Genomic DNA, 26,015 nt, shown 5'->3' with positions numbered 1-26,015 from the left:
AACCCTCATGGTGAGGAGCGCCGCCTGCGGCGCGTCTCGAACCATGAAGGCCGGGCTCGCTCACACGCTCAATGGGCATATGCGATAGCCCTGCCGCTCGCGGGGAGAGGTCGGATTGCATCGCCAGATGCGATCCGGGTGAGGGGGTACAGGTCTGACGGTTAGCACCACCCGTGCGGAGAGAGCCCCTCACCCCTGCCCTCTCCCCGTGAAGGACGGGGAGAGGGAGACGAGAGAGCTCTACCCGATCGACCAGGCGAACGGCGGCTTGCCACCGCGTGTCGGCATCAGGTGCACGGGGATATGGCGGCCGCAACCCGCGGCCAGGCCTTCGAATAATCCTTCCAGCACTTTGGTACAGGCCGGGTGATAGTCGCTGACATCTTCCATCAGCTTCCACGTCTTCTGCGTGACTTCGAAACTCCCGGATGACTCACTGATCTCAACGACGTCGTCCTGCGATTCGAACAGCGTGCGCAGGAAGCCCAAAAACTCTCTCGCGCCGCCGCGGGAGGCGAGCAGCGCGCGGGCGATCTCGTCAAAATACTGCATGCCGATCAGCTTGCCGGTGAGATGCAGGAGATAGCCGGCATCCTCGGGGCCGAACGTCTGCACCATCACGGGCGCGGCGGTCTTCACATATTCCATCGCGTAGTTGCGATAGGCCTTTTCCAGCCGCGGTCTCGGCCAGCTCTCGACCGGCAGCGCCGGCGCGGTGGCGGGATCGAACAGCGGCGCCTCGAGATGGCGCGCGAACACCAGGCGCTGGTCGAGCTCGAGCGGATGATCGTATTCGCAGTAATAGCCTTCCAGACCATCCTGCCCGTCGACGCTCTGCTTGGTGCAGACGAAGCCGAGCCTTAGATCGCCGAGCGCGACACCGTTATTGGCGTGCCAGCCGCGCAGCATCGCGCGTGAGACTTCGCCCGGCACGCCGCAGATCGCGGTGCCGCGCCAGATCCAGCGCGGCGGCGGATAGCGGATCCAGGCCTTGCGGTCGTTCTCGTACGTGTATTCGACATGCACGCCGCCGATCCAGTTGGAGAGATAATGGTACTGCGCGGCGGCGACCGCGGGCGGCAAATGATCGATGCCGAGCTTCTTCAGGCCGGGCAGAAAACGCTCCTGCTGCTGGCGGCGAAACACGCGGAACACGAATTCGGCGGCATCGGCGGTGCCGCGCCGCGTTACGACCGTGAGGATGAGCCCGGTGAAGAAGGCGTGATAGAGATCGGCGACGCTGCGCCATTTCAGCCATTGCGCCTCGCGCGCATCCTGCCCCGCAGTCATTTTCGCTCCCATTTTATCGTTCGCAGCCAGGCACTTCACACGAAATTCATGGCGCGTATTCGAACGTTTGCCTGCCTGCCGCATTGATGCAACGGCATTTTAGGGTTCCCACCATGCGCAAAAATCTGATGTTGGCAATCTCGATCGCCGCTATCGCCTTAGCTCTCACCGCGTGCAGCGATCCGCAGGACACCGCGACCGCCGAGCAGAGCTACGGCGCCTCGCCCAACCTGCCGGCGCCGCAACATTCCTGGATACCGACCGTCAATATCGCGACTGCCACAAGCTGGCCATCCGGCGCCAAACCGAAGGCCGCGAACGGCATGCAGGTGAATGCGTTCGCAAGCGGGCTCGACCATCCCCGCACCGTCTATGTGCTGCCGAACGGCGACGTCCTGGTCGCCGAGAGCAACGCCCCGCCGAAGCCGGGCGATTCCAAGGGCATCAAGGGATTCATCTACAAGCAGGTGCAGAAATGGGCCGGCGCCGGCGTGCCGAGCGCCAACCGCATCACGCTGCTGCGCGACGCCGATGGTGACGGCGTTGCCGAGACGCGCAGTACTTTCCTCAGCGCCTTGAACGGATTGAGATCGCCGTTCGGCATGGTGCTGGTCGGCGACGAGTTCTATGTCGCCAACGCCGATTCGATCATCAAATTCCCCTACCAGACCGGCACGACGAAGATCAACGCCGCGGGCACCAAGGTTGCCGATCTGCCCGGCGGCCCGATCAATCACCACTGGACCAAGGACCTGACCGCCAGCCCCGACGGTAGCAAGCTCTATGTGACTGTCGGCTCCAACAGCAATGTCGGCGAGAACACGATGGAAGAGGAAGTCTATCGCGCCTCCGTGCTCGAGGTCGACCGCGCCACCGGCAAATGGCGCGTGTTCGCCTCCGGCCTGCGCAATCCGAACGGCCCGTCATTCAATCCGCAGACCGGCGAGCTGTGGGTCGTCGTCAACGAGCGCGATGAACTCGGCGACGATCTGGTGCCCGACTACATGACCTCGGTGAAGGACGGCGGCTTCTATGGCTGGCCCTACAGCTATTTCGGCCAGCATGTCGACGCGCGCGTGCAGCCGCAGCGGCCGGATCTGGTGGCGAAAGCGATCGTGCCGGATTACGCGCTCGGCGCACACACCGCATCGCTTGGGCTCGTCTTCAACACCGGCAATCTGTTCCCGCCGGAGATGGCAAACGGCGCCTTCATCGGCCAGCACGGCTCGTGGAATCGCAAGCCGCGCTCCGGCTACAAGGTGATCTTCGTGCCGTTCAAGGACGGAAAGCCCTCCGGCAAGCCGCAGGACGTGCTGACTGGCTTCCTCAACGACGAGGGTGAGGCGCAAGGCCGCCCGGTCGGCGTGCGCATCGACAAGCAGGGCGCGCTGCTGGTGGCCGACGATGTCGGTAACACCATCTGGCGCGTCACGCCGGCGGCGACTTCGGCGGCAGTGCGATAGCTGCGCCACGCTTCTACCTCCGACGTGTTGACTCGGTCCCTCGCGAAACTATGGTTCGCGCCAAATCAAGGGATCGATCGATGACATTGCCGATGAGCTGGGACGAATGGGCGCAACATGACGGCATGGCGCTGGCGGCGCGCGTCCGAAGCGGCGAGCTGACGCCGGCCGAACTGGCGCAGCAGGCGGCCGCGGGTGTCGCCAAGGTCGATCCGCAGCTCTCCGGCGTGGTCGAGCTGTTTGACGACGCGATCGCCTCGCCGGAAAAGAACGGCACCAATCTCAATGGTCCGTTCGCCGGCCTTCCTTTCCTGATGAAGGATCTCGGCCCGACCATGCAGGGCCGCCTTCAGGAGATGGGCTCGCTGCTGATGCGCGGCAATCGCGCTGCGGCCGATACATTCCTGACCGGCAAGATGCGTCAGGCGGGCCTCAACCTGATGGGGCGCACGACGACGCCCGAGTTCGGCGTTTGCAGTTCGGCGGACAATCCCGCCGTCTATGTCACGCGCAATCCCTGGAATACCGACTACACCACCTGCGGCTCGTCGGCCGGCAGCGCCGCGATGGTCGCCTCCGGCGTGGTGCCGATCGCGCATTCGACCGACGGCGGCGGCTCGATCCGCATTCCCGCCGGGGTCAACGGCAACATCGGGCTAAAAGTATCGCGCGGGGTTTTCTCGATTGCGCCGCATCTGTCCGACCTGACCGGGTTGGTGTCGATCCAGGGCTGCCAGTCGCGCACCGTGCGCGACACCGCCGCGTTCGTCGATGCCTGCCGCGGCCCCTCGCCCGGCGAGTTCATGCCGTTCTGGACCGCGCCGCAGCCCTACACGGAAATGATCAAGCGCGATCCGGGCCGTCTGCGCATCGCGCTCTCGCACCAATGGGGCGAGTATGGCGCGACCGCGCCGATCGTGGCTGAGCTGGAGCGCGTCGGAAAATTCCTCGAAGGTCTCGGCCATCAGGTCGGCTATGCCCTTCCCGATGTCGATTACCGCGCGGCGTTCGAGGCGCAGACGCTTTGCTATATCAGCAATTTCGCCGTTGTGATCGGCAACATGCTGGCCGCGCGCGGACTGGACCAGCCGCCGGCCGATCTCATCGAGCCGATCAATATCCGCATCTGGGAGTACGGCCGCGACACCAGCTTTGCCGAACGCGCCCGCATGCAGGCGGTCTTCAACACGACCTCGCGCGGCTTCGGCCACTTCTTCACGGAATGGGATATTGTTCTCACGCCGATCACCGCGCTGCCGACGCCGAAGGTCGGCACGACGGAATTCCTGACCATCAGCGACAATCCATCGGTGCTGGACTGGTTCGCCAACCTCTGGCGCAACTTTGCCTTCACGCCGCTCGCCAATCTCTGCGGCATCCCCGCGATCTCGCTGCCGATGGCCGCGCACGAGAACGGATTGCCGCTCGGCATTCAGGCGATGGCCAAACAGGCCAATGACGGATTGCTGCTGCAGCTCGCCGCCCAGATCGAGCGCGCAATCGGCGGCAAATGGAATGCCGGCCTGACGCCCGGCGTGCATGTCACGGGCTGACGCTGATCCGTGCCCGGAGGTTTCTCCTGAGCCATAGGATCGCTTGCTATAGCTCATTTAATAGCGCAGGATGAGTTATAGAGGAGACCTATAACTCATGGCGTGGAACTGGGAGCAGCCGACTTGGCCCCGCTTTACTTATGACGCGGCCGCCCTTGAGCCGCTGGAGGCAGAATTCCTGCTCCGCTCAGGGGAGTTCATTGGTGCCTTCAAGCATGTCAGCCCGGGCGATCAGCAGAACCTGCGCATCGACCTCATCAGCGATGAGGCCCTGAAGACCTCCGAGATCGAGGGTGAAATCCTGAACCGCGACAGTGTCCAGTCGTCGTTACGGCACCAGTTCGGTCTTGGAGGGCAGCAAGCCGGAGTGCCTCCCGCCGAACGGGGGATCGCGCAAATGATGGTCGACCTGTATCTCAACTTCTCGAAGCCGTTGGCCGACGAGACCATGTTCGGGTGGCACGGCATGCTGATGAGTGGCGACCGGACCATCAAGACGATCGGCGCTTACCGCACTCATCCGCAACCCATGCAGGTGGTCTCCGGCGCCATCGGTCACCACAAGGTTCATTTTGAGGCGCCGCCTTCCGCAACCATGGCGAAAGAGATGGCTGCGTTTGTCGCATGGTTCAACGACACCGCACCCGATGGTCGTCGCCCGCTGCCGGCGATCACGCGTTCCGCCCTCGCGCACTTGTATTTCGTCAGCATTCATCCGTTCGAGGATGGGAACGGCAGGATCGCTCGCGCGCTGGCAGAAAAATCTCTAGCCCAAAATCTTGGCCAACCAACGCTCATTGCGCTGGCCTATACGATCGAACGCAAGCAGAAGGCTTATTACGAAGCTCTTGAACACAATAATAAGGGCATGGAGATAACCGATTGGCTGCTGTACTTCGGGAGCACCGTCCTCGAAGCGCAGGAAAACACCAATAAGCGCGTCGACTTCTTTATTGCGAAGGCGAAACTCTATGAGCGTCTGCGCGGTCAATTCAACGCCCGCCAGGAGAAGGCCATGGCCCGGATGTTCAAAGAGGGCATCGATGGATTCAAGGGCGGCCTTAGCGCTGAAAACTATATCAGCATTACGAAGGCCCCCCGCGCAACGGCGACGCGTGACCTCCAGGACCTGGTCGCTAAAGGCGCTCTCACCAGAACGGGTGAACTCAGGTACACGCGTTACCACTTGAAACTAGACAATGAAGGCCCGGCGTAACGAGCCTTACCTGCGGCATCTCGGCGATGGCGATCATTTTCTCCCGAAGCGGACAGGCCGTCCCGAATCGCTGAATAGATTTCAGTTAGAGCGTGATCTTCTTGGAAAACCGGTGTCCACTTTTCCGGATCATGCTCTAGACCCGAAAATGCTTGCTCAGCTTCAGGCCCTGCGCCTGGTAGTTCGAGCCGATGCGCTGGCCGTACATCGCGTCGGGCCGCGCCAGCATTTTCTCGTACACCAGCCGGCCGACGATCTGGCCGTGCTCGAGGATGAACGGCACTTCGCGCGAGCGCACCTCCAGCACGGCGCGCGCCCCCTGCCCGCCGGCGCCGGCATAGCCGAAGCCGGGATCGAAGAAGCCGGCATAATGCACGCGAAATTCGCCGACCAAGGGATCGAACGGCACCATTTCGGCGGCGTAGTCCGGCGGCACCTGCACGGCCTCTTTCGAAGCGAGAATGTAGAACTCGCCGGGATCGAGGATCAGACTGCCGTCGGAGCGCGCCGGAATCGGCTCCCAGAATTCATCGACGCCATAGCCGCCGCGGCGGTCGACATCGACCACGCCGGTGTGGCGCTTGGCACGGTAGCCGACAAAGCCGCCAGAGTTTTGACCGGAGAGATCGACCGACAGCGCCACGCCCCCGGTGAGGTCGGCCTTTTCCGTATCGACCAGCCGTTCTGCGGCATGCAGTGCATCAAGTTCGCCTGCGGAAAGTACCGCGTCGCCGGTGCGGAACCGGACTTGTGAAAGCCGCGAGCCCTCGCGCAGCAGCACCGGAAACGTCTTCGGGCTGATCTCGGCATAGAGCGGACCGTGATAGCCGGCTCCGATCATGTCGAAGCGCCGGGTGCCGTCGGCGATCACGCGCGTGAACACGTCGAGACGGCCCGTCGAACTCTTGGGATTGGCGGCGGCCACGATCTTTGGCGGCAGCGCGAGGCTTTCAAGCAGCGGCACGATGTAGACGCAATTCGTCTCCAGCACGGCACCGTCCGCCAGGCTGATCTCATGCAGCTTCAGTTCGTCGATGCGCTCGGCTACCGTCGCGCCCGGTCCCGGCAGAAAACTGGCGCGCACCCGATAAGCGACGTCTCCCAGGCGCAGATCGAGGCTCGCAGGCTGAATCTGGCTTTCGACGAAGGGATAAGCGGGCAAAATGAGGCCGTCATCCGCCATCGCCGCGATCATGCGATCCGGCAATATGCCGTTGGCGTGGGTGGGAAGCGAAAACGGCACGGCGTGGTCCTTGGGCGGGTGCCCCGATGTCATCCAAACCCCTGAAATTAGCGCATTTACGGCCTTATCCGATGGCCGCCTTGACGGAAAGGGCGCGAGCGAATATCAGCATCACTTATCCCGTGGTGATTTGAGCCGGCCGGCTTGCAGCCACGTTAAATAAATCGCTAAACAGGCCGGGGACAGTGTGATCCCGGCCTGTGGAATTTTTCCAGGCCGGTTTTTTGTGACCATTTTTAAGGTGGTCACGACGGAGGTCACATGTCTGAGTCCAAGTCTGCCGCCCGCTATCGTCCCGAAACCCGGCTGGTGCATTCCGGCACGCTGCGCTCGCAATATGGCGAGACGTCGGAAGCGTTGTTCCTGACGCAGGGGTTTGTCTACGACACCGCCGAGCAATGCGAGGCGCGCTTCAAGGGCGAAGACCCCGGCTATCTCTATTCGCGCTTTTCCAATCCCACCGTCGGCATGTTCGAGCGGCGCATGATCGAGCTCGAAGGCGCTGAAGCCGCGCGCGCCACCGCCACCGGCATGGCCGCGGTGACCACCGCCGTGCTGGCGCCGCTGAAGACCGGCGACCATGTGGTGGCTTCAAAAGCGATGTTCGGCTCCTGCCGTTATGTCGTGGAGGATCTGCTGCCGCGTTACGGCATCCAGTCGACGCTGGTCGACGGCCTCGACCTCGACCAGTGGAAGAAGGCCATGCGGCCGAACACAAAGACCTGTTTTCTGGAGAGCCCGACCAATCCGACGCTCGATGTGCTCGATATCGGAGCGATCGCGAAAATCGCGCATGACGGCGGCGCGCGGCTGATCGTCGACAATGTGTTTGCGACCCCGATCTGGCAGAGCCCGCTCTCGCTCGGCGCCGACGTCGTGGTGTATTCCGCCACCAAACACATCGACGGCCAGGGCCGCTGCCTCGGCGGCGTGATCCTTTCCTCCGAAGCGTTCATCGCCGAGCACATTCACAATTTCATGCGCCAGACCGGCCCCTCGATGTCGCCGTTCAATGCCTGGGTGCTGCTGAAGGGGCTGGAGACGCTCGGCGTACGCGTGCGCGCGCAGACCGAGACGGCGGCGAAGATTGCGGACGTGCTCGCTTCGCATCCAAAAATTTCGCGGCTGCTTTATCCGGGCCGCGCCGACCATCCGCAAGCCGATGTGGTGAAGAAGCAGATGCGCTCGGGCTCGACGCTGATCGGCCTTGAGGTAAAGGGCGGCAAGGCGGGAGCATTCCGCTTCCTCAACGCGCTACAGATTTCGCGCATCTCGAACAATCTCGGCGATGCCAAGAGCCTCGTTACGCACCCTGCAACCACGACGCATCAGCGTCTGACGCCGGAAGCGCGCGCCGAGCTTGGCATTTCGGAAGGGTTTATCCGTTTCTCGGCCGGGCTCGAGCATGTGGATGACCTGATCGAGGATTTTGCGCAGGCGCTGGAGAAGGCGTGAGGCAATAACTCTATCGTCGTCCCTGCGAAAGCAGGGACCCATAACCACAGGGCGCTGTGAGTTAGGTAAGCCGACTACCACAGCGCATTTGTCATAACCGCCGCGGCGTATGGGTCCCTGCGTTCGCAGGGACGACGGTGAAGTGGCGGTACCTCAAACTCACATCGGCCGATACGTGCGCACGTCGCTCGGCACGGCGACGCCGAGCTTGATCGCGCCGACCGACTTGATGATGTCGTCGCCGAGCAACTGGGCGAAGCAGGCATAGCCCCAGTCGTTCATGTGCAGGCCGTCTGATATCACGAAGGTGTCGATCGGAATCGACTGCTTCTCGTGCCAGTCGCGCATCACCTCGAAGCGCGGGAAGATGCCGACCTTGCGCAGCTCGGCGACCCGGTTCAGCACCTTGATCATCTTGCTGGCGCCCTCGGCCTTCTCGTTGACGCGCGGCGAATATTGCGGATCGACCAGCACCACGTCGCTGCCCGCCGCCTGGATGCGCGCGACACCGTCCTCGACCAGCTTTGCGGTCTCGCCCTGATCGAGATTGCGCAGCAAGGCGTTCGTGCCGACCTGCCAGATCACGAGGTCCGGCTTCATGTCGATCACCTCGGTCTGGAGCCGCCGCATCATTTCGGGCGCGTCCTCACCGCCCTTGCCCCGGTTGAGCACCGTGATATCGGCGGTCGGGTAGTTGCGCTTGAGCTGTGCAAGAAGCCGGTTGGGATAGGTGTATTCGGGCGCGCTCGAACCGTAGCCTTGCGTCGACGACGAGCCGAAGGCGATGATCAGGACCGGTTGGCCGTCCACGAGCTTCTTGGCCACATGCGGTAGCGAGCCCATCGATTTCGCGACGCCTTTCGGCCCCTGGCAGGGCACGCGTGCAAAGATATCGCCGGCCGATTTGGCGACTTCCCTGGCCTTCTCGATTGCCTTGGTGGCGATGCCCTTTTGCGCGGGATTGCCCTGATCGACCGGAGCGGCGTTGCCCGGATGGGCGGCGGCCGCGGTCGCATTCTCCGGCGGCCTGGGCGCTTCCGGCCTCGGGGCCTCAGCCTTGAGGCTGCCCGACAGCGCCGCCTGCTGCGCCGTCTGCGCACCCACCGGCTGGACCAGCGCAACGGCCGCCGCCGCGAAGGCGGCCAGCGATGCCACACGAAGAAAAGGGTAGTGAGAACTCATTAACGCTAGTCCCATCAATTCTGCTGCGCCGGGCTGAGATGCGCGGCGTCGATCACGAATTTCGTCAATGCGCGGCCAAGGCAGCCGTGAACACGTTTGGCCAGTTCAGGGCCATGGGCGGCGCTGAACAGGTCGAAATCTCCAGCCTCGTTCCAGTGACGCATGATGGCGAACCGGTCGAACAGGGGCACGTTGTGCTGCTGCGCCACCACGCGAATACTATCTAGGTATGGCGAGCCGGAAATCATTGTCTCCGTACGCGGGCTGTATTGCAGATTAATCAAAACCACGTCGACCCCGGCCTTTTGCAGCGCAGCAATGCCCTCGTCGATGGCATTGCGAAAATCATCGGGATCGATGGATCGCATAGCATCGACGGTTCCAGTCTGCCAGATGACCAAAGTAGGCCTTTTTGCTTCCACGAACTTAACAAGATTGCCGGCCACGTCCTCGGCCGTCTTGCCGCTCTGTAGTTCTACGGAGAGGGTGACCGGCACCTCCGGCAGCTTCTCCTTGAGCATGGCCTGTAGCTTGGCGGGATAGGCGCTGGTCTCCGACGAGAGGATGGTGGAGGAGCGGCTGCCCACCACCAGCACGTTCAACGGGCCTTTGCTTTTGACGGCATCGGCGACGTGGGTCAGGGTGCTATCGCTGGTCAAGAGGTAGGCAGGCACTTCGCAATTCGGCGGGGCGGCTTGGGCAGGGGCAGCTTGGGCAGGAGCTTGGGGGCCAGTATCCTGGGCGCGCGCGGGAAGGACCGCCAAACAGCCGGCCAGCAGCGTCAAGCCTAGAACGGCTGACCTCATCAGCCCCCTCCTGCCATATCGGCATTGCCGACGGCGCCTTTTTTCTTCGCGCTCTTGTCGGCGGAATGCTTGTACCACGAAATCACCCAGGCCATGCCGGACATGATGACGATCCCGGCCACGCTGATCGCAAAATGCAGCAGGGCGCCGCCGCCAAGCTCCGCCAGCACGAAATGGCCCGCAAAGGCCAGGAACACGCCAAGGCAGAATATCTCAAGGGAATGCTGTCCACAGAGGATCAAAGGTCGCAGCCAGATCGATTTCAGGCCGCTCCAGTCCTTCGGCAGGAAGCGCACCGTGATGGCCGCCAGCGCCAGGAAATGCGCAAAGCGCAGCACGTCCAGATCGGTCTTGGTGATCGGGTACATCCATTGCTCGAGCCGGCGCGGCATCAGGAAGCTGAGCTGCGGGAAGTGCCAGGTCATGGTGACGCAGAACGCGAAGACGAGATAGGCGAAGGCGATCCACATCGTGACCGGCGAGGACAGTATCCTGCCCATGCGCCGTGCCCCGCTCAGCGCGCACCAGGCGCCGAACACGAACAGCAATTGCCAGGCAAACGGATTGAAGGCCCAGAACCCGTTCGGATAGGCGGACAGATACAGGTCGAAATGCCAGGTTACGACATAGAGCAGCACCGACAGCGCGAGCGTGACATCGGCCTTCCACTTCATCAGCCACAGGATCAGCGGCAGGAACAGCATCAGCACGATGTAGAGCGGCAGCACGTCCATGTTGACGGGACGGAAGCGCAGCAGCAGCGCCTGGATGATGGTGACATCCGGCTGCTTGAGGAAATCCATAATGCCCATTTCTTCCGAATAGAGCGGGTTCTCGAAACGGGTGGCGACGTAGGAGATTTCCGCCAGGAAGATCGTGAACAGGAAGACGTGCGCGACATAGATCTGCCAGACCCGGCGCAGGATGCGCGCGGTGGAGATCATAAATCCGGACTCCAGCATCGCGCGCCCGTAGACGAAGGCGGCGGTGTAGCCGGAGATGAAGATGAAGATCTCGGTGGCGTCGGAGAATCCGTAGTTCCGGATCGTGAACCAGGTCAGGATGTTGGTCGGCAGATGGTCGATGAAGATCAGCCACAGCGCGAGCCCGCGGAACAGGTCGAGCCGCAACTCGCGCTCGCCGGCCGCCGGGATCGTGATGGCGGGCGCTGCCGTCACTGCCGCGGTATCGGACGCGGTTTTCGTCCCGCCATCCGCCAGCGGCGGTCCCTCAATTCGATCGGCAATGGACGTCATCTGGTACCGCTTTCGGCAGCCTTGAATCACGCGATTGCAACGGTCCGGAAAGATATTATCGGCCCGCAGGTTGCATGCAATATACGGGCGTCCTGGCCGCGCGGGTGCGCGTTAATGCGGAACTGTGTTCAAACCACGATGAGCAAGCCTTCCGCCGGCGATTGGTTCCCTCAGGCTTTTTCGCTATGCTCATCCGAATAACCCGGAAGATTTCATGTACCGCGCCGTTACCCGCCAGATCGTCGTCACCGTCGAGCCGAATTTCATGCCGGAGCGCTCGGTGGTCGATAAGGGGCAGTATTTCTGGTCCTACACCATCGTGATCACCAACACCGGCGACGAGACCGTGCAGCTCAAGACGCGGCACTGGATCATCACCGATGCGACCGGACGCAAGCAGGAAGTCCGCGGCGAGGGCGTGGTCGGCGAGCAGCCGGTGCTGGGTCCCGGCGAGCGCTTTGAATACACCAGCGGCGTGCCGCTGCCGACTGCGTCCGGCATCATGACCGGGCGTTACCAGATGGTGAGCGAGACCGGCGAGCGTTTTGAAATCGACGTGCCGACATTTTCGCTCGACAGCCCGAGCGTGAAACGGGTCTTGAATTAGGCCATCCGGGGGCGGGGATCGGGTTGAATGAAAAAGGCCATCCTTGCTGCGACAATGGCGCTTCTGGCCGCATCCGTTCTCTGCGCCGATCCCGCCGATGCACTGGTGGGCGCCGATCTCGCCGACCGCACCATTCAGCGCTACACCGTGGTCGTCCGGGCTCCAAAGTCGCGGTGTACGGGAGTCGTCCTGGCGCAGGACATCGTGCTGACGGCCGCGCACTGCGTTGCGTCCGGAGACAAGTTTTGGGTCGGGGAAGGAAATCAGGCGCTTCCGCCCTGGCTGATCAGTACAGCCGAGCAGAGCAAGATGGTTGTTCCGCCATCGCTGCTCAGCACGGTCGATCAGGTCGTCCCGCATCCATTGTTCGACAGCAAAGACAGCCGCTCGCCCGATCTTGCCATCCTCAAGCTGGCAAAGCCGCTTCCCGACCGTTTCAGCCCGGCCGCACTCAGCGCACGCGACCTTGCCGAAGGCGACCATCTGATTGCCGCCGGCTACGGCAAGTCCTCGCCCGATGAAGTAAGGGCAAGCCCCGTGCTGCGCATGGTGCTGCTGCAAGTCACGCGCGCCGATCGGGGCTGGGCGACCCTGACGAAGTTTGGCGACGATCCAGCGGCGAGCGCGCCCGGCGATTCCGGCGGCCCACTGTTTACCTATCGCGGCATGCATGCCCTGGTGGGACTGATCAGCGCCGGTTCGAACAAGCTGACGAGGGCCGTCTCACTGGCCGCGTATTACGGCTGGATCAAGGAGACACAGGAGCGATTGGGCGGGCGGTAGGTGGGCGATCCATCTTCCAAAATGATGCTTCTTCGAAGATGATGGATGGCCGGATCATCCCTGATCAAGTCGAGGACAGACGTCCGGCCATGACACATATTAGCGCGAGGACGCTGTCCGTGCGTAAAGCCATTTTCCGGAGAAGCCTTGCGCTTCTGATTTTGCCCTTTCTCTCCTCCAACTCCAACGCGCTCATCGGCGCCGACATCGCCGATCGCACCGTGCAGCGCTACACCGTCGTCATCGCCAGCCAGAAGGGACGGTGCAGCGGCGTAGTGATGGCGCAGGACATCGTGCTGACGGCCGCACACTGCATCCAGCCGGGCGAGAAGCTCAATGTCGGCGGCATCGCCGGCAGCGGCGACCAGCCGCTACAGGCGTTCCTGTTCAGCCCCGTCGACCAGATCGTCGTTCATCCGCTCTACAAGCCGACCGACAGCGGCTCGCCGGATCTGGCGATGCTCAAGCTCGCCAAGCCGCTGCCCGATCGATTCCTTGCCGCCACGCTGAACGCGCGCGGGCTGAGCGTCGGCGACGACCTGCTCGCCGCCGGCTTCGGCAAGACCGGCGAACGCACGTCGAGACCGGGCGTCACGCTACGCATGGTGCTGCTGCGCGTCACCGACTCCATTCGCGGCTGGGTCATGCTGGCGAGCGTCGGCGAGGATGCCTCCGGCGGCGGCGCGGGCGATTCCGGCGGGCCGATGTTCTCCTATCGCGGCGGCATGCACAGCCTGGTCGGGATCATCGTCGCAGTGTCGCCGACCCGCACCAAGGCGGTGGCGCTGTCGGCGCATTACGACTGGATCAAGGAGACGATGGCGAAGTTGAGCGGGCATTAGGCTTCGAGCGTCATGCTCCGCACCTTCGTTCGTCATGCCCCGCCACCGGGTCGCGCGAATGCGCGCCCGATGACACGCTCCGGCGGGGCATCCAGCACGCCGCGGCTTCTCGGTTCAATCACCGGCGTCTCTGGAATACTGGATCATCCGCCTTCGCGGATGATGACGCCGAGCGTTACTCCACCCCCGCCTCTTCCGGCGTGAACTCGTAGACCGACGAGCAGAACTCGCAGGTCACTACGACCTTGTCGTCCTTGACCATCTCGGCGCGGTCCTTTGGATCAAAGCTCTTCAGCATGGAGGAGACCGCCTCGCGCGAGCAGGAGCATTTTGCGCGCAGCGGCAGCGGCGCGAACACGCGCACGCCGCGTTCGTGAAACAGCCGATACAGCAGCCGCTCGCCGGACAAACCGGGATCGATCAGTTCGACATCCTCGACCGTTCCGATCAGCGACTGGCCCTCGACCCAGGCGTCATCCTCCGCCACCGTGTGCGTGACCGTGCCTTCCGGCGCGTCGCCCGGATGCAGATCGGCCTGCCGCGCCCGCTCCGGCGACTTCGGCAGAAATTGCAGCAGCATGCCGCCGGCGCGCCAATGGTGCCGGCCGGATTCGCCGCCGCGAAACTCCTCGCCGACGGCGAGGCGCACGCGCGTCGGGATCTGCTCCGAGCGCAGAAAATATTCGTGCGCGGCATCTTCCAGGCTGCCGCCGTCGAGCGCGACCATGCCCTGATAGCGGCTCATGTCCGGCCCCTGGTCGATGGTCATGGCAAGATGGCCCTTGCCGAGCAGCGCGCCGGACGTTTGCCCTTCCTTCAGCCGCGCGGCGTCGTAGCGCGCATAGGCGCGCAGGCGATCGGGCGCCTGAAAGTCCACGACCAGGAAGGACACCGGGCCGTCCGTCCTCGTCTGTAGGATGAAGCGGCCGTCGAATTTGAGCGACGAGCCGAGCAGCGTGGTGAGCACGATCGCCTCGCCCAGCAATTTGCCGACCGCAGGGGGATAATCGTGCCTCGCCAGAATGTCGTCGAGCTGGGGGCCGAGCCGCGTCAGCCGGCCGCGCAGATCGAGCGCATCGATCTCGAACGGCAGCACCGCGTCATCGACGGGAACCGACGATGGTGCGCGGACCGGCGGCTGTGTCGTGATTTTGGTTTCGGGGGATTGTGAAATCATGGCGCTCTATCTGGGGTCTGCGAGTGCGAAACGAAAGGGGTTCTTGCTTATCCCGCCCCCTTATGGGGTCGAGACGAGCGTAGCTCGCTCTTAGGGTGGCGCGAAGCGCCGGGTGGGGTTGCGCGCGGCAGCGCGCGAATAATGGAGACCCCGCGATGTTGACGCGAAGTGAAGCAAGGCATTTCTCGCGCACTGCCGTGCGCAACCCCATCCGGCGCTTCGCGCCACCTTCCCCACAAGGGGGAAGGATTACGCCACTTCGTCGAAGCACCAGGCCAGGATGCCCTTTTGCGCGTGCAGGCGGTTTTCGGCTTCGTCGAACACCACCGATTGCGGGCCGTCGATCACTTCGTCGGTGACCTCGTCGCCGCGATGCGCGGGCAGGCAATGCATGAAGATCGCATCCGGCCTTGCAAACGACATCAGCTTGGCATTGACCTGATAGGGCTTCAGCAGGTTGTGGCGGTGCTCGCCGTCCTTGTCGCCCATCGACACCCAGGTGTCGGTGACGACGCAATCGGCGCCGCGCACGGCTGCTTCCGGATCGGTGCCGAGCATGATCGGCGCGTGCGTCGCCTTGATCCAGTCGCGCATGGCCTTTTTCGGCGCGAGCTCGGGCGGGGTGGCGATGTTGAGCTGGAATTTGAAGCGCTCGGCGGCATGCGCCCAGGAGGCCAGCACGTTGTTGTCGTCGCCGGTCCAGGCCACCGTCTTGCCCTCGATCGAGCCGCGATGCTCCTCGAAGGTCATCAGATCGGCCATCACCTGGCAGGGATGCGAGCGCCGCGTCAGGCCGTTGATAACAGGCACGGTGGCGTGCGCCGCCAGCTCCAGCAGCGCGTCGTGATTGAGAATGCGGATCATGATCGCGTCGACATAGCGCGACAGCACGCGCGCGGTGTCGGCGATGGTCTCACCGCGGCCGAGCTGCATCTCGGTGCCCGTCAGCATGATCGATTCACCGCCGAGCTGGCGCATGCCGACGTCGAACGACACGCGCGTGCGGGTCGAGGGCTTGTCGAAGATCATCGCCAGCGTCTTGCCTTCGAGCGGCTTCCTGCCCTTCTCATGCGCCTTCAGCTTCGCCTTCATGGCGACGCTGGCGGAGAGCATGTTGCGCAATTCCCCGAGCGGCAGCTCGCTGATGTCGAGGAAATGGCGGGGAGCCTTGCTCATCACCCCGCCGCCTTCTTCAACTGATTGCCCGACAGCGCGACGCAGGCGCGCTCGAGGGCGGCGACCGATTGCTCGATCTCGGCTTCGGTGACGATCAGGGGCGCCAGGAAACGCACGACGTTGTCGCCGGCCCCGACCGTGAGCAGCTTCTGGTCACGCAGCGCATTGACGAGATCGCCCGAGGGCACCACGGCCTTGACGCCGATCAACAGCCCCTCGCCGCGCACTTCGGACAGCACGGCGGGATAGCGGTCGACCACCGATGCCAGCTTCTGCTTGAGCAGCAGCGACATCTTCTGCACATGGTCGAAGAAGCCGGGCTTCAGCATGACGTCGAGCACGGCATTGGCCGAAGCGATGGCCAGCGGGTTGCCGCCAAACGTCGAGCCGTGCGAGCCGGGCGTCATGCCGCTTGCCGCTTCCGCAGTGGCCAGACACGCGCCGATCGGAAAGCCGCCGCCGAGCGCCTTTGCCAGCGACATGATGTCGGGCGTCACGCCGATGCGCTTATAGGCAAAGAGATCGCCGGTGCGGCCCATGCCGGTCTGCACTTCGTCAAAAATCAGCAGCAGCCCCTTTTCGTCGCAGAGCTGGCGCAGCGCCTTGAAGAAGGCATGCGGCGCACTTCGCACGCCGCCCTCGCCTTGCACCGGCTCGATCAGGATGGCGGCGGTGTTCGGGCCGATCGCCTTCTTCACGGCTTCGAGGTCGCCATGCGGCACCTGGTCAAAACCGTCGAGCGGCGGGCCAAAGCCTTCGAGATATTTTGCCGAGCCGGTGGCAGCTAACGTGCCGAGCGTGCGGCCATGGAAGGCGCCTTCGAAGGTGACGAGACGATAGCGCTCGGGATGGCCCTTCATGGCGTGATAGCGGCGCGCAACCTTGATCGCACACTCCATCGCCTCGGCGCCGGAATTGCAGAAGAACACGAAGTCCGCAAAGCTCTGCTCGCACAGCCGCGCGGCGAGCCGGTCACCGTCGGGGCTCCTGAACAGGTTCGACATGTGCCAGAGCTTTGTCGCCTGCTCCTGTAGCGCCTTGACGAGGTGCGGATGCGCATGCCCCAGCGCATTCACCGCGACGCCCGAGGTGAAGTCGAGATAGCGATCGCCGTTGGTGGCGACCAGATAAGCGCCCTCGCCGCGCTCGAAGCCGAGATCGACCCTCGCGAAGACGGGGAGCAGATGCGACGTGGCACTGTCGGTCATGGCAATCACTGACGGTTGGAGGCCGGCCGGGATGCTGCGCATTGCACTGATAGCATCGACGACGAAGCGCTCGGAAAACAAAACGTGCCGCCTTTGGGAGGCGGCACGTGGGAACATTCTAGGCGCGCCGCGATGGCTGTCAACATGCCATGAAGCCGCCAACGTGCACTGCAAAAGCCGCTTTTTCCGTAGGATTCCGGTGAACGGTGCATGAGCGACGGAACATGTGGACTTGGCCGCGCGGACTCTTGCGCGGGAGTCACGGCATATTGTAGCGTTCTGGCTGTCGGGTACGACATCTCGTGCGGCGGTTCTGATCCCTTAAGTACCTTTTGTTCGGCGTAACGTTCGGGCAGCGCTTTTCGCGCCCGGCGAGGGCTAAGGGATTCTGTCCGCAGGGATATTTGAGATTTGACATCGCCAGCGCCGCCCCTTTTTGGCCGGCGTGATGCGAAGGGAAGAATGCGATGACGGTTTTGACCTGGTCCGACGATCGCGTCGAGCAACTGAAGAAACTCTGGGAAAACGGCCTCTCCGCCAGCCAGATTGCCGCAGAGCTCGGCAATGTCACGCGTAATGCCGTGATCGGCAAGGTGCACCGGCTGGGCCTCTCCGGCCGCGCCAAGAGCCCGTCCACGGCGGTGCCGCGGCCGCGCAAGGCGCGGCCTGCGCAGCAGATGGTGCGGGTGTCGCGCCCGATGTCGCGCGGCAACACGGCGCTCGCGCAGGCCTTCGAGGTCGAGATGGAGCCCGATCCGATCGCCTACGACAATGTGGTGCCGATGAGCCAGCGCCTGTCGCTGCTCGAATTGAACGAGGCCACCTGCCACTGGCCGGTCGGCGATCCCGCCAGCCCCGAATTCTTCTTCTGCGGCGGCAAGGCGCTCACCGGCCTGCCCTATTGCGCGCATCACTCGCGCGTGGCGTATCAGCCCGCGGCGGACCGCCGGCGCCAATCACCGAAGACGACGCGGTAAGGTCCGGTCATAAAATCTCAAAGTTGGAGAAATCCCGGCCACACAGCCGGGATTTTTTTACGACTGTTCCGCTGCTCGTCATACCCCGCCACCGGGTCGCGCGAATGCGCTCCCGATGACAGGCTCCGCGACGAAGCAATCCAGCTTTCTTCGTGGAGCAAAGCTGGATTGCTTCGCTTCGCTCGCAATGACGGCTGAGGCGTCGCGGCTCATGCGACGGCACGACGTCCAGGGATCACGCGGCGATAACGCATTCGTGCGACGCGCGTGAGCTGAAAACCGCACGAAATCGCCTGCAAATCAGCGTCTCAGGCGCACCTCAAGCTCATCTCAAGGAAAAATCCCGCGTATCTGAAAGTCTTCGACAGGCGCTGCATGCATGGTGCAGGCGGGGAAGCAAACCTGCCTCTTCGAAGGATGAGAACTACCATGAGCATGTTGAACACGTTTTCGGACTATTCCACGACGCCGGTTGCGGTCCGCAGATCGATCCAGATTCTCGCACGCGGATTTTTCCGCGCCGTCCACGACGCATTCGCGGCCATCATCGCGCAGCGCGAATACAGGGCGAACCTGGAAATCCTGCGTCGCTTCACCGACCGTGAACTGAGAGACATCGGTCTCGACCGCGGCCGGATCGGCGCCGGCCTCGCTCAGGCAGCCAAGGAGCGTGCACTGAACCAGCTCTCGCTTACGCGCCCGTCGCGGAAATGACGCCGGGTTCGGCGCGAGAGTGCAGCTCACCCCTTGCAAAGGGTCAGCAAAAGAAAAATCCCGGCTGCAAGGCCGGGATTTCTCATTGGTCGGGCGTCGTGGTTTCCTACTGCGGCTCCGCTTTCGCGAAGCGGTCGTCCAGCGCGTAACCGGCGCCGCGCACGGTGCGGATCGGATCCTGCTCGCGGCCCGGATTGAGCAATTTGCGCAGGCGGCCGATATGCACGTCCACGGTGCGCTCATCGATGTAGATGTCGCGGCCCCAGACGCTGTCGAGCAATTGCTCGCGGCTGAAAACCCTGCCCGGATGCTCCAGGAAGAATTCCAGCAGACGATACTCGGTCGGGCCGAGATCGATCGGCCGGCCGGAGCGCGCCACGCGGCGCTTTTCCCGGTCGAGCTCGATGTCGCCATAGGTCAGCACGGTGGCGAGCCGTTCCGGGCTCGCCCGCCTGAGCAGGCCTTTCACCCGCGCCAGCAATTCCGGCACGGAGAACGGCTTGACGATGTAGTCGTCGGCGCCGGTCGCAAGACCACGCACCCGTTCGCTTTCCTCGCCGCGGGCGGTCAGCATGATGATCGGCAATTGCCGCGTCTCAGGCCGCGCCCGCAGGCGCCGGCACAGCTCGATCCCGGAAAGACCCGGCAGCATCCAGTCCAGTACGATCAGGTCCGGTACGCGCTCCTTCAGTCTCGTGTCGGCATCGTCGCCGCGTCCGACTGTTTCGACATCATAGCCTTCGGCGTCGAGGTTGTAGCGCAACAGCGTTGTCAGCGCCTCCTCGTCTTCCACCACCAGAATGCGTGCGCTCATGAGCGTTTGGATTCCTAGTTATTGGGGACCGTCGTGGCAAAGGTCGTCATGTCGCCCTTCGGGCGCTTGTCGAGGATCTGCTGACCCTCGATCATGTAGAACACGGTTTCGGCGATATTCGTGGCGTGATCGCCGATACGCTCGATATTCTTCGCGCAGAACATCAGATGGATACAGAACGAAATGTTGCGCGGGTCTTCCATCATGTAGGTAAGCAACTCACGGAACAAAGAGGTACAGATGGCGTCGACTTCCTCGTCGCCCTTCCAGACGTTCATCGCCGCCGGCAGGTCGTGCGAGGCATAGGCGTCGAGCACCGCCTTGACCTGCGACTGCACGAGGTCGGTCATGTGCTCGAGGCCGCGGATCAATTTGAGCGGGTGGAAATCGCTGTCCAGCGCCGCGACGCGCTTGCCCATGTTCTTGGCAAGATCGCCGATCCGCTCGAGGTCGGTGGCGACGCGCATGGCGCCGACGATCTCGCGCAGGTCGACGGCCATCGGCTGGCGGCGTGCGATGGTCAGCACCGCGCGCTCCTCGATGGTGCGTTGCAGATTGTCGATTTCGACATCGGAAGCGACCACGCGTTTTCCCAGCGCGACGTCGCGGCGGATCAGCGCGTCGACGGAATCGGTGATCATGCGCTCGACCAGGCCGCCCATCTCCGCGACCAGCCGGGTCAGTTCCTGCAAGTCGGTGTCAAACGCCTTGGCGGTATGTTCAGTGACCATTTGTGTTCTCTCCTCAGACCACGATCCAACTGGATGCAGTCACGAACTCGTTTCCTTGTTTGAGCATGATCCCTCGGGTCGAGCCCGAGGGCATGCTTTTCAAAAACCGGTGCCCACTTTTCCGGATCATGCTCTAGCCAAAGCGGCCGGTAATGTAGTCCTGGGTCCGTCGATCACTCGGCGAGGTGAAGATCTTGTTGGTGTCGTCGAACTCGACCAGTTCGCCCAGATACATGAACGCGGTCTTGTCGGAGACGCGCGCCGCCTGTTGCATGTTGTGGGTGACGATCGCGATCGTGTAGTTCTCGGACAGCTCCTGGATCAGCTCCTCGACCTTGGCGGTCGAGATCGGATCGAGCGCCGAGCACGGCTCGTCGAACAGGATCACTTCGGGCCGCACCGCGACGGTGCGGGCGATACAGAGGCGCTGCTGCTGGCCTCCGGAAAGGCTGAGGCCGCTGGCATTGAGCTTGTCCTTGACCTCATTCCACAGCGCGCCGCCGCGCAGCGCCTTCTCGACCCGGCCGTCCATCTCCGACTTGGAGATCCTTTCGTAGAGGCGGATGCCGAAGGCGATGTTCTCGTAGATCGTCATCGGAAACGGTGTCGGCTTCTGGAACACCATACCGACCCGCGCGCGCAGCAGGTTGAGGTCGAGCTTGGGGTCGAGGATGTTGGTTTGGTCCAGCATCAACTGGCCGGTGGCCTTCTGGCCCGGATAGAGGTCGTACATCCGGTTGAAGATGCGCAGCAGCGTCGACTTGCCGCAACCGGACGGGCCGATGAAGGCGGTGACCCGGTTGGTGCCGAGCGACAGGTTGATGTCCTTCAGGGCGTGGTGCTCGCCGTAATAGAAGTTGAGACCACGCGCGGTGACTTTGGGTGCGGCGTCGGGCAATACCGCATGAGCGGGGGTGCCTGCACTCACGGAAACAGAAAGATCGTTCATTTTGCGGCCCTTTCGGCACCAAGGATGCGTGCGCCAATGTTCAAAGCAAGAACGGTGAGAGTGATGAGCAGTGCACCGGCCCAGGCAAGTTCCTTCCAGTAGGCGTAGGGGCTCTGCACGAAATTGTTGATGGTCACCGGCAGGTTGGCCATCGTCCGGGTCAGGTCGAGGCTGAAGAACTGGTTGGAGAGCGCGGTGAACAGCAGCGGCGCGGTTTCGCCGGCGACGCGCGCGGTCGCCAGCAGCACGCCGGTGATGAGGCCGGCACGCGCGGCGCGATAGGCGATCCGCTTGATCACCAGCGAGCGCGGCAGGCCGAGCGCGGACGCCGCCTCACGCAGCGGTCCCGGCACCAGCAGCAACATGTCCTCGGTGGTGCGCAGCACGACCGGGATCACAATCACGGCCAGCGCCAGACAGCCGGCGATCGCCGAGAAGCCGCGCATGGGCACTACGACGGCACCATAGATAAACAGGCCGATGATGATCGAGGGAGCGCTGAGCAGGATGTCGTTGATGAAGCGGATCACCGAGGTCAGCTTGTCGTGCCGGCCGTATTCGGCGAGATAGGTGCCGGCGAACAGGCCGAGCGGCGCGCCGATGCCGACGCCGATCACCGTCATGATGATCGAGCCGACGATGGCGTTGAGCAGGCCGCCCGTGGTCGATCCCGGCGGCGGCGTGCTTTCGGTGAAGACCTGAACGGAAAGCCCGGCCAGGCCGTTGTAGAACAGCGTGAACAGGATCAGCGCCAGCCAGGTGACGCCGAAGGCGGCAGCACCGAAGCAGAGGGCACGGATGACGATGTCGTAGCGGCGGCGGCGTGCGTAGATCGGGTTCATGGCTTATTTCCCCGCCTTGGTCTCGAGACGCATCAGCATCAGCCGGGCGCAGGCGAGCACGATGAAGGTCAGCACGAACAGCAAGAGGCCGAGCAGGATCAGGCCCGATTGATGCAGGCCGTCGCTTTCGGCGAATTCGCTAGCGATCGCCGCCGAGATCGTGGTGCCCGGCGCGAAGATCGAGCCCTGGATCCGGAACGAGTTGCCGATGATGAAGGTGACCGCCATGGTCTCGCCGAGCGCGCGGCCGAGCGCCAGCATGACGCCGCCGATCACGCCGACCCTCGTGTAGGGGATCACGACGTTCTTGACGACTTCCCAGGTGGTGCAGCCGACGCCGTAGGCGGCCTCTTTCAGAACCGCCGGCACGGTCTTGAACACGTCGACCGAGATCGCGGTGATGAAGGGGAGCACCATGATCGCCAGGATCAGCGAGGCGTTGAACAGGCTGAGATAGGACGGCGGACCCGCGAAGATCGTGCCCAGGATCGGAACGCCGTCGAAGATGCGGATCATGAACGGCTGGAACGTGTTGGCGAGGAACGGCCCCAACACAAAGAAGCCCCACATGCCGTAGATGATCGACGGAATGCCGGCCAGCAGTTCGACGGCAATGCCGATCGGACGGCGGGCCCATTGCGGGCAAAGCTCGGTGAGGAACACCGCAATGCCGATACCGACGGGAATCGCGATCAGCATGGCGATGAAAGAGGTGATCAGCGTTCCGTAGACCGGGCCGAGCGCACCCAGCACCGGCGGATCGGCCGACGGCGCCCAGCGTTGCGTGGTCAGAAATGCGAAGCCATATTCCTTCAGCGCCGGCCAGGCGCCGATGATCAGCGAGATGATGATGCCGCCCAGGATCAGCAGGACCGAAATCGCGCTGGCGCGCGTGATCCAGTAAAAGGTGATATCTCCGAGCTTGAAGGCGCTGAGCGCCTTGGCGCGATCGTAAGGCCCTGCAGCTTCCATTACGTCGCCCTGAACGGCCATATCTGCCACCGTTATCCCCTCTCTCTTAGTTCAACGCCACCTGAACCGCCACGATCCCGAAGCGATCTGCACGACGATTTTCTCGTCTTGTGAGTTCTTGGCGCCGCGAGGCGCCGGGCCGGATTCCATTGCAGCGTTGCGAGAATGGATTCCGGACCCGTCGATCACACCGGTGGCCGCGGCCGGAGCCGCAGCCACCGAAACGCACGTCAGACTTAGCTCTTGATGTCCGAGGACCAGGTCTTCTCGATCAGCTTGACGACCGGCTCCGGCATCGGGATGTAGTCGAGTTCTTCAGCCATCTTGCCGCCCTTCTCGAAGGCGTACTTGAAGAACTTGATGGCTTCCTGCGAGGCCTTCTTGTCGGTGGCATCCTTGTGCATCAGGATGAAGGTCGCCGCGGTGATCGGCCAGGAGGCATCGCCCGGCTGATCGGTGAGGATCACGTAGTAGCCGGGAGCCTTGGCCCAGTCGGCATTCGAAGCGGCAGCCTGGAAGGCTTCCATGGTCGGCTGCACGGGCTTGCCGGCCTTGTTGATCAGACCGGTGTGGGTCAGCTTGTTCTGCTTGGCGTAAGCATATTCGACGTAGCCGATCGCGTTCTTGGTCTGGCCGATGTTGCCTGCAACGCCTTCGTTGCCCTTGGCGCCGACGCCAACCGGCCATTCAACGGCGGTACCGGTGCCGACCTTGCTCTTCCACTCGGCATTGGTCTTGGAGAGGAAGTCGGTGAAGTTGAAGGTGGTGCCCGAGCCGTCGGAGCGGCGGACGACGGTGATGGCGTCGGAGGGCAGCTTCACTTTCGGATTGAGCTTGGCAATCGCGGCATCGTCCCACTTCTTGATCTTGCCGAGATAGATGTCACCGAGCACTTCGCCCGAGAGCACGAGCTCACCCGGCTTGACGCCTTCCAGGTTCACGACCGGCACGATCGCGCCCATCACCATCGGCCACTGAACGAGACCGTCCTTTTCGAGCTGCTCGGCCTTGAGCGGCGCGTCGGTGGCGCCGAAGGTCACGGTCTTGGCCTGGATCTGCTTGATGCCGGCGCCCGAACCGATCGACTGGTAGTTCAGACCATTGCCGGTCTCCTTCTTGTAGGCGTCAGCCCACTTCGAATAGATCGGGAACGGGAAGGTCGCGCCCGCACCAGTGATATCGGCGGCGAAAGCCGAGGTCGAAGCCGCCACCAAGCTGGCCGCGACGATCGTTTTAATGAAATTCATGGGGTGGTCTCCATTTGGGTGAGCGAAGCGCCAGACGCGCCCGATCGCGCTCACCGCCGGTCCATCTAGGAGCGGTCGGTGCCGGTTTTATAAAGGTTTGATGACAGTTGGATGACACAGCTAAGCGATTGAAATCGCTTGCATTCACCCTGCGACGGAAGGTCTCACCTGGGGAAAGCAGGCGGTGAACGTTGCCCCGTTTCTGGGCACGCTTTCGATCAGCAGACGGCCCCGATGGCGGGCCAGAATGTGCTTGACGAGGGACAGGCCGAGCCCGGTTCCGCCCTGGTTGCGGCTGTCGCCGACGTCTACCCGGTAGAACCGCTCGGTGAGCCGCGGCAGGTGCTCCGGGGCGATGCCCGGGCCGAAATCGCGCACCATGACGCGATATTCCGGCGCGCCTTCGCCGGAACTTGCCGAGGAGAGCGAGACGATCACCTTGCCGCCCGAGGCGCCATATTTCAGCGCGTTCTCGATCAGGTTCTCGAACAGGCGCAGCAATTCCTCGCGATCGCCGGCGATCGCCACCGGCGTCTCCGGCAGGTCGATCTGGATCACCACCTGGCGTTCGCGCGCCAGCGGCTCGAGGCCATCGGCGACCTGGCGGATGATCGGCACGAGATCGATCAGCGTGTCCGGGCGGACATGGGCTGACAGCTCGACGCGCGACAGCGACAAGAGATCGTCGATCAGGCGCGCCATCCGGGTGGCCTGGGTATGCATGATGCCGAGGAAGCGCTCGCGCGCCCGCGCGTCGTCCTTGGCCGGCCCCTGGAGCGTGTCGATGAAGCCCGACAGCGCCGCCAGCGGCGTGCGCAGCTCGTGGCTGGCATTGGCGACGAAATCGGCGCGCATTTCCTCGACCCGCCGCAGCGGCGTCTGGTCGTGGAAGGTCATCAGCATGCATTTTTCGGCGCCGCCGAACAGCGTCGGCACCGGCACCGGCGTGATGATCAATTCCATCCAGCGATCGACCGGTACCTGGTCGAGATAGCTGGTGCGGCGCGGTTCGGAGGTGGCGATCGCCTCACGCAGCGCGGTGATGATCTCGGGCGAGCGCAGCGCGAATTGCGCCAGCTCGTTCTTGCGCAGGGCCGGCGCCAGCTGCGCCGCCGCCGCGTTGAGGTGGATGACGCGGCCAGCGCGGTCGAGCAGCACGGCGGGATCCGGCATGCCGGCCACCACGGCGCTGACGGCGGCGGCCTCCACCGGATTGCCGCCGCGGACGTCCTCGTGCGAGGCCGCAACATGGTGCAGCCGCCACGGCACCAGCGCAGCGGCAGCGATGCAGGCAAAAACCATGGCGGCGCCGATCGGCGGGAATTCGCCGAATGCCACCAGCACGCTCAGCGCGAGGCCTGCGGCCAGCAGAATAATGGCCGAATGCCGCAACCGCTCCGGCCATGGCGAGAAAAAGGAAGAGGGAGAGTCGTCTATCGCCATTGCGCCGGTCTTCTCCAGATCACTCCTTGCAGGTCTTCCCTTGGAAGGTCGTCCATCGACGCATCCATT

Annotated in this window: 24 protein-coding genes and 1 riboswitch; of the genes, 9 read left to right on the top strand and 15 right to left on the bottom strand. The window is 63.4% G+C overall.

Going from position 1 to position 26,015, the window contains the following annotated elements; genetic code table 11:
* Window positions 1–240: 240 nt before the first annotated feature.
* Window positions 241–1,290 (bottom strand): hypothetical protein, encoded by a 1,050-nt coding sequence (locus tag JQ628_RS19245; protein ID WP_212224512.1) that lies wholly within the window; start codon window positions 1,288–1,290, stop codon window positions 241–243.
* Between the two features lie 113 nt (window positions 1,291–1,403).
* Here JQ628_RS19245 and JQ628_RS19240 point away from each other — a divergent pair, with 113 nt between their 5' ends.
* The 3 genes from JQ628_RS19240 (at window position 1,404) to JQ628_RS19230 (ending at window position 5,522) form a co-directional block, all read left to right on the top strand.
* Complete coding sequence (locus JQ628_RS19240; protein WP_212224511.1) at window positions 1,404–2,753, top strand: PQQ-dependent sugar dehydrogenase; 1,350 nt, start codon at window positions 1,404–1,406, stop codon at window positions 2,751–2,753.
* Between the two features lie 80 nt (window positions 2,754–2,833).
* Complete coding sequence (locus tag JQ628_RS19235; protein ID WP_212224510.1) at window positions 2,834–4,306, top strand: amidase; 1,473 nt, start codon at window positions 2,834–2,836, stop codon at window positions 4,304–4,306.
* A 97-nt stretch (window positions 4,307–4,403) separates the two neighbouring features.
* Window positions 4,404–5,522 (top strand): Fic family protein, encoded by a 1,119-nt coding sequence (locus tag JQ628_RS19230; protein WP_212224509.1) that lies wholly within the window; start codon window positions 4,404–4,406, stop codon window positions 5,520–5,522.
* 136 nt (window positions 5,523–5,658) lie between these two features.
* Here the strand turns inward: JQ628_RS19230 and JQ628_RS19225 are convergent, their stop codons facing one another.
* Entirely contained in the window at window positions 5,659–6,798 is a 1,140-nt protein-coding gene (locus JQ628_RS19225) for a 2'-deoxycytidine 5'-triphosphate deaminase (protein ID WP_249128093.1), read from the bottom strand.
* Between the two features lie 79 nt (window positions 6,799–6,877).
* Window positions 6,878–6,957, top strand: a riboswitch (SAM riboswitch).
* 69 nt (window positions 6,958–7,026) lie between these two features.
* Between JQ628_RS19225 and JQ628_RS19220 the strand changes: the two genes are divergently transcribed.
* Window positions 7,027–8,220 (top strand): O-succinylhomoserine sulfhydrylase, encoded by a 1,194-nt coding sequence (locus JQ628_RS19220; RefSeq protein WP_212224507.1) that lies wholly within the window; start codon window positions 7,027–7,029, stop codon window positions 8,218–8,220.
* 159 nt (window positions 8,221–8,379) lie between these two features.
* Here the strand turns inward: JQ628_RS19220 and JQ628_RS19215 are convergent, their stop codons facing one another.
* The 3 genes from JQ628_RS19215 to JQ628_RS19205 are packed head-to-tail and all read right to left on the bottom strand — an operon-like array spanning window position 8,380 to window position 11,464.
* Complete coding sequence (locus JQ628_RS19215) at window positions 8,380–9,402, bottom strand: SGNH/GDSL hydrolase family protein (RefSeq protein ID WP_212224505.1); 1,023 nt, start codon at window positions 9,400–9,402, stop codon at window positions 8,380–8,382.
* Window positions 9,403–9,416: 14 nt separating this feature from the next.
* Complete coding sequence (locus tag JQ628_RS19210) at window positions 9,417–10,208, bottom strand: SGNH/GDSL hydrolase family protein (protein ID WP_212224503.1); 792 nt, start codon at window positions 10,206–10,208, stop codon at window positions 9,417–9,419.
* On the bottom strand, window positions 10,208–11,464 hold the full coding sequence (locus JQ628_RS19205; protein ID WP_212224501.1) for an OpgC domain-containing protein: 1,257 nt from the start codon (window positions 11,462–11,464) through the stop codon (window positions 10,208–10,210). The genes JQ628_RS19210 and JQ628_RS19205 overlap by 1 nt, the downstream gene beginning before the upstream one ends.
* Before the next feature lie 214 nt (window positions 11,465–11,678).
* Between JQ628_RS19205 and apaG the strand changes: the two genes are divergently transcribed.
* From apaG to JQ628_RS19190, 3 genes are all read left to right on the top strand, one after another.
* The gene (gene apaG, locus JQ628_RS19200) at window positions 11,679–12,071 is read left to right on the top strand and encodes a Co2+/Mg2+ efflux protein ApaG (RefSeq protein WP_212224499.1); all 393 of its coding nucleotides are present in this window, start codon (window positions 11,679–11,681) and stop codon (window positions 12,069–12,071) included.
* 27 nt (window positions 12,072–12,098) lie between these two features.
* Window positions 12,099–12,854 (top strand): trypsin-like serine protease, encoded by a 756-nt coding sequence (locus tag JQ628_RS19195; protein WP_212224497.1) that lies wholly within the window; start codon window positions 12,099–12,101, stop codon window positions 12,852–12,854.
* 119 nt (window positions 12,855–12,973) lie between these two features.
* Window positions 12,974–13,696 carry a trypsin-like serine protease gene (locus JQ628_RS19190; RefSeq protein WP_212224495.1) on the top strand — a complete coding sequence of 241 codons (723 nt, stop codon included), beginning with the start codon at window positions 12,974–12,976 and terminating at the stop codon, window positions 13,694–13,696.
* A gap of 175 nt (window positions 13,697–13,871) precedes the next feature.
* Here the strand turns inward: JQ628_RS19190 and JQ628_RS19185 are convergent, their stop codons facing one another.
* The 3 genes from JQ628_RS19185 to JQ628_RS19175 form a co-directional block, all read right to left on the bottom strand.
* Window positions 13,872–14,873, bottom strand: coding sequence for an Hsp33 family molecular chaperone (locus JQ628_RS19185; protein ID WP_212224493.1), 1,002 nt, complete (start codon window positions 14,871–14,873; stop codon window positions 13,872–13,874).
* A 249-nt stretch (window positions 14,874–15,122) separates the two neighbouring features.
* Complete coding sequence (argF, locus tag JQ628_RS19180) at window positions 15,123–16,049, bottom strand: ornithine carbamoyltransferase (protein ID WP_212224491.1); 927 nt, start codon at window positions 16,047–16,049, stop codon at window positions 15,123–15,125.
* Window positions 16,049–17,257: an aspartate aminotransferase family protein gene (locus tag JQ628_RS19175; RefSeq protein WP_212224489.1), complete on the bottom strand. Its 1,209-nt coding sequence runs from the start codon at window positions 17,255–17,257 to the stop codon at window positions 16,049–16,051. Before JQ628_RS19175 ends, argF begins: the two co-directional genes overlap by 1 nt.
* 467 nt (window positions 17,258–17,724) lie before the next feature.
* Here JQ628_RS19175 and JQ628_RS19170 point away from each other — a divergent pair, with 467 nt between their 5' ends.
* Window positions 17,725–18,234, top strand: a complete 510-nt coding sequence (locus JQ628_RS19170; protein ID WP_212224487.1) for a GcrA family cell cycle regulator — start codon at window positions 17,725–17,727, stop codon at window positions 18,232–18,234.
* A gap of 429 nt (window positions 18,235–18,663) precedes the next feature.
* Complete coding sequence (locus JQ628_RS19165; RefSeq protein ID WP_212224485.1) at window positions 18,664–18,948, top strand: DUF1127 domain-containing protein; 285 nt, start codon at window positions 18,664–18,666, stop codon at window positions 18,946–18,948.
* Window positions 18,949–19,054: 106 nt separating this feature from the next.
* Here the strand turns inward: JQ628_RS19165 and phoB are convergent, their stop codons facing one another.
* From phoB to JQ628_RS19130, 7 genes are all read right to left on the bottom strand, one after another.
* Window positions 19,055–19,762 (bottom strand): phosphate regulon transcriptional regulator PhoB, encoded by a 708-nt coding sequence (gene phoB, locus JQ628_RS19160; protein ID WP_212224483.1) that lies wholly within the window; start codon window positions 19,760–19,762, stop codon window positions 19,055–19,057.
* A 14-nt stretch (window positions 19,763–19,776) separates the two neighbouring features.
* Window positions 19,777–20,493, bottom strand: a complete 717-nt coding sequence (gene phoU, locus JQ628_RS19155; RefSeq protein WP_212224482.1) for a phosphate signaling complex protein PhoU — start codon at window positions 20,491–20,493, stop codon at window positions 19,777–19,779.
* Between the two features lie 133 nt (window positions 20,494–20,626).
* The gene (gene pstB / locus JQ628_RS19150; protein ID WP_212224481.1) at window positions 20,627–21,442 is read right to left on the bottom strand and encodes a phosphate ABC transporter ATP-binding protein PstB; all 816 of its coding nucleotides are present in this window, start codon (window positions 21,440–21,442) and stop codon (window positions 20,627–20,629) included.
* On the bottom strand, window positions 21,439–22,284 hold the full coding sequence (gene pstA, locus JQ628_RS19145; RefSeq protein ID WP_212224480.1) for a phosphate ABC transporter permease PstA: 846 nt from the start codon (window positions 22,282–22,284) through the stop codon (window positions 21,439–21,441). The genes pstB and pstA overlap by 4 nt, the downstream gene beginning before the upstream one ends.
* A 3-nt stretch (window positions 22,285–22,287) precedes the next feature.
* Window positions 22,288–23,277 (bottom strand): phosphate ABC transporter permease subunit PstC, encoded by a 990-nt coding sequence (gene pstC / locus JQ628_RS19140; protein WP_212224537.1) that lies wholly within the window; start codon window positions 23,275–23,277, stop codon window positions 22,288–22,290.
* A gap of 215 nt (window positions 23,278–23,492) precedes the next feature.
* Window positions 23,493–24,503: a phosphate ABC transporter substrate-binding protein PstS gene (gene pstS / locus JQ628_RS19135; protein WP_212224479.1), complete on the bottom strand. Its 1,011-nt coding sequence runs from the start codon at window positions 24,501–24,503 to the stop codon at window positions 23,493–23,495.
* A gap of 144 nt (window positions 24,504–24,647) precedes the next feature.
* Window positions 24,648–25,946 carry an ATP-binding protein gene (locus JQ628_RS19130; protein ID WP_212224478.1) on the bottom strand — a complete coding sequence of 433 codons (1,299 nt, stop codon included), beginning with the start codon at window positions 25,944–25,946 and terminating at the stop codon, window positions 24,648–24,650.
* Between the last annotated feature and the right edge of the window lie 69 nt (window positions 25,947–26,015).

The organism is Bradyrhizobium lablabi (assembly GCF_018129385.1).
Taxonomy (GTDB): Bacteria; Pseudomonadota; Alphaproteobacteria; order Rhizobiales; family Xanthobacteraceae; genus Bradyrhizobium; species Bradyrhizobium lablabi_C.
Note: the sequence above shows the minus strand (reverse complement) of the source record. Positions and strands in the feature narration are given on the sequence as shown.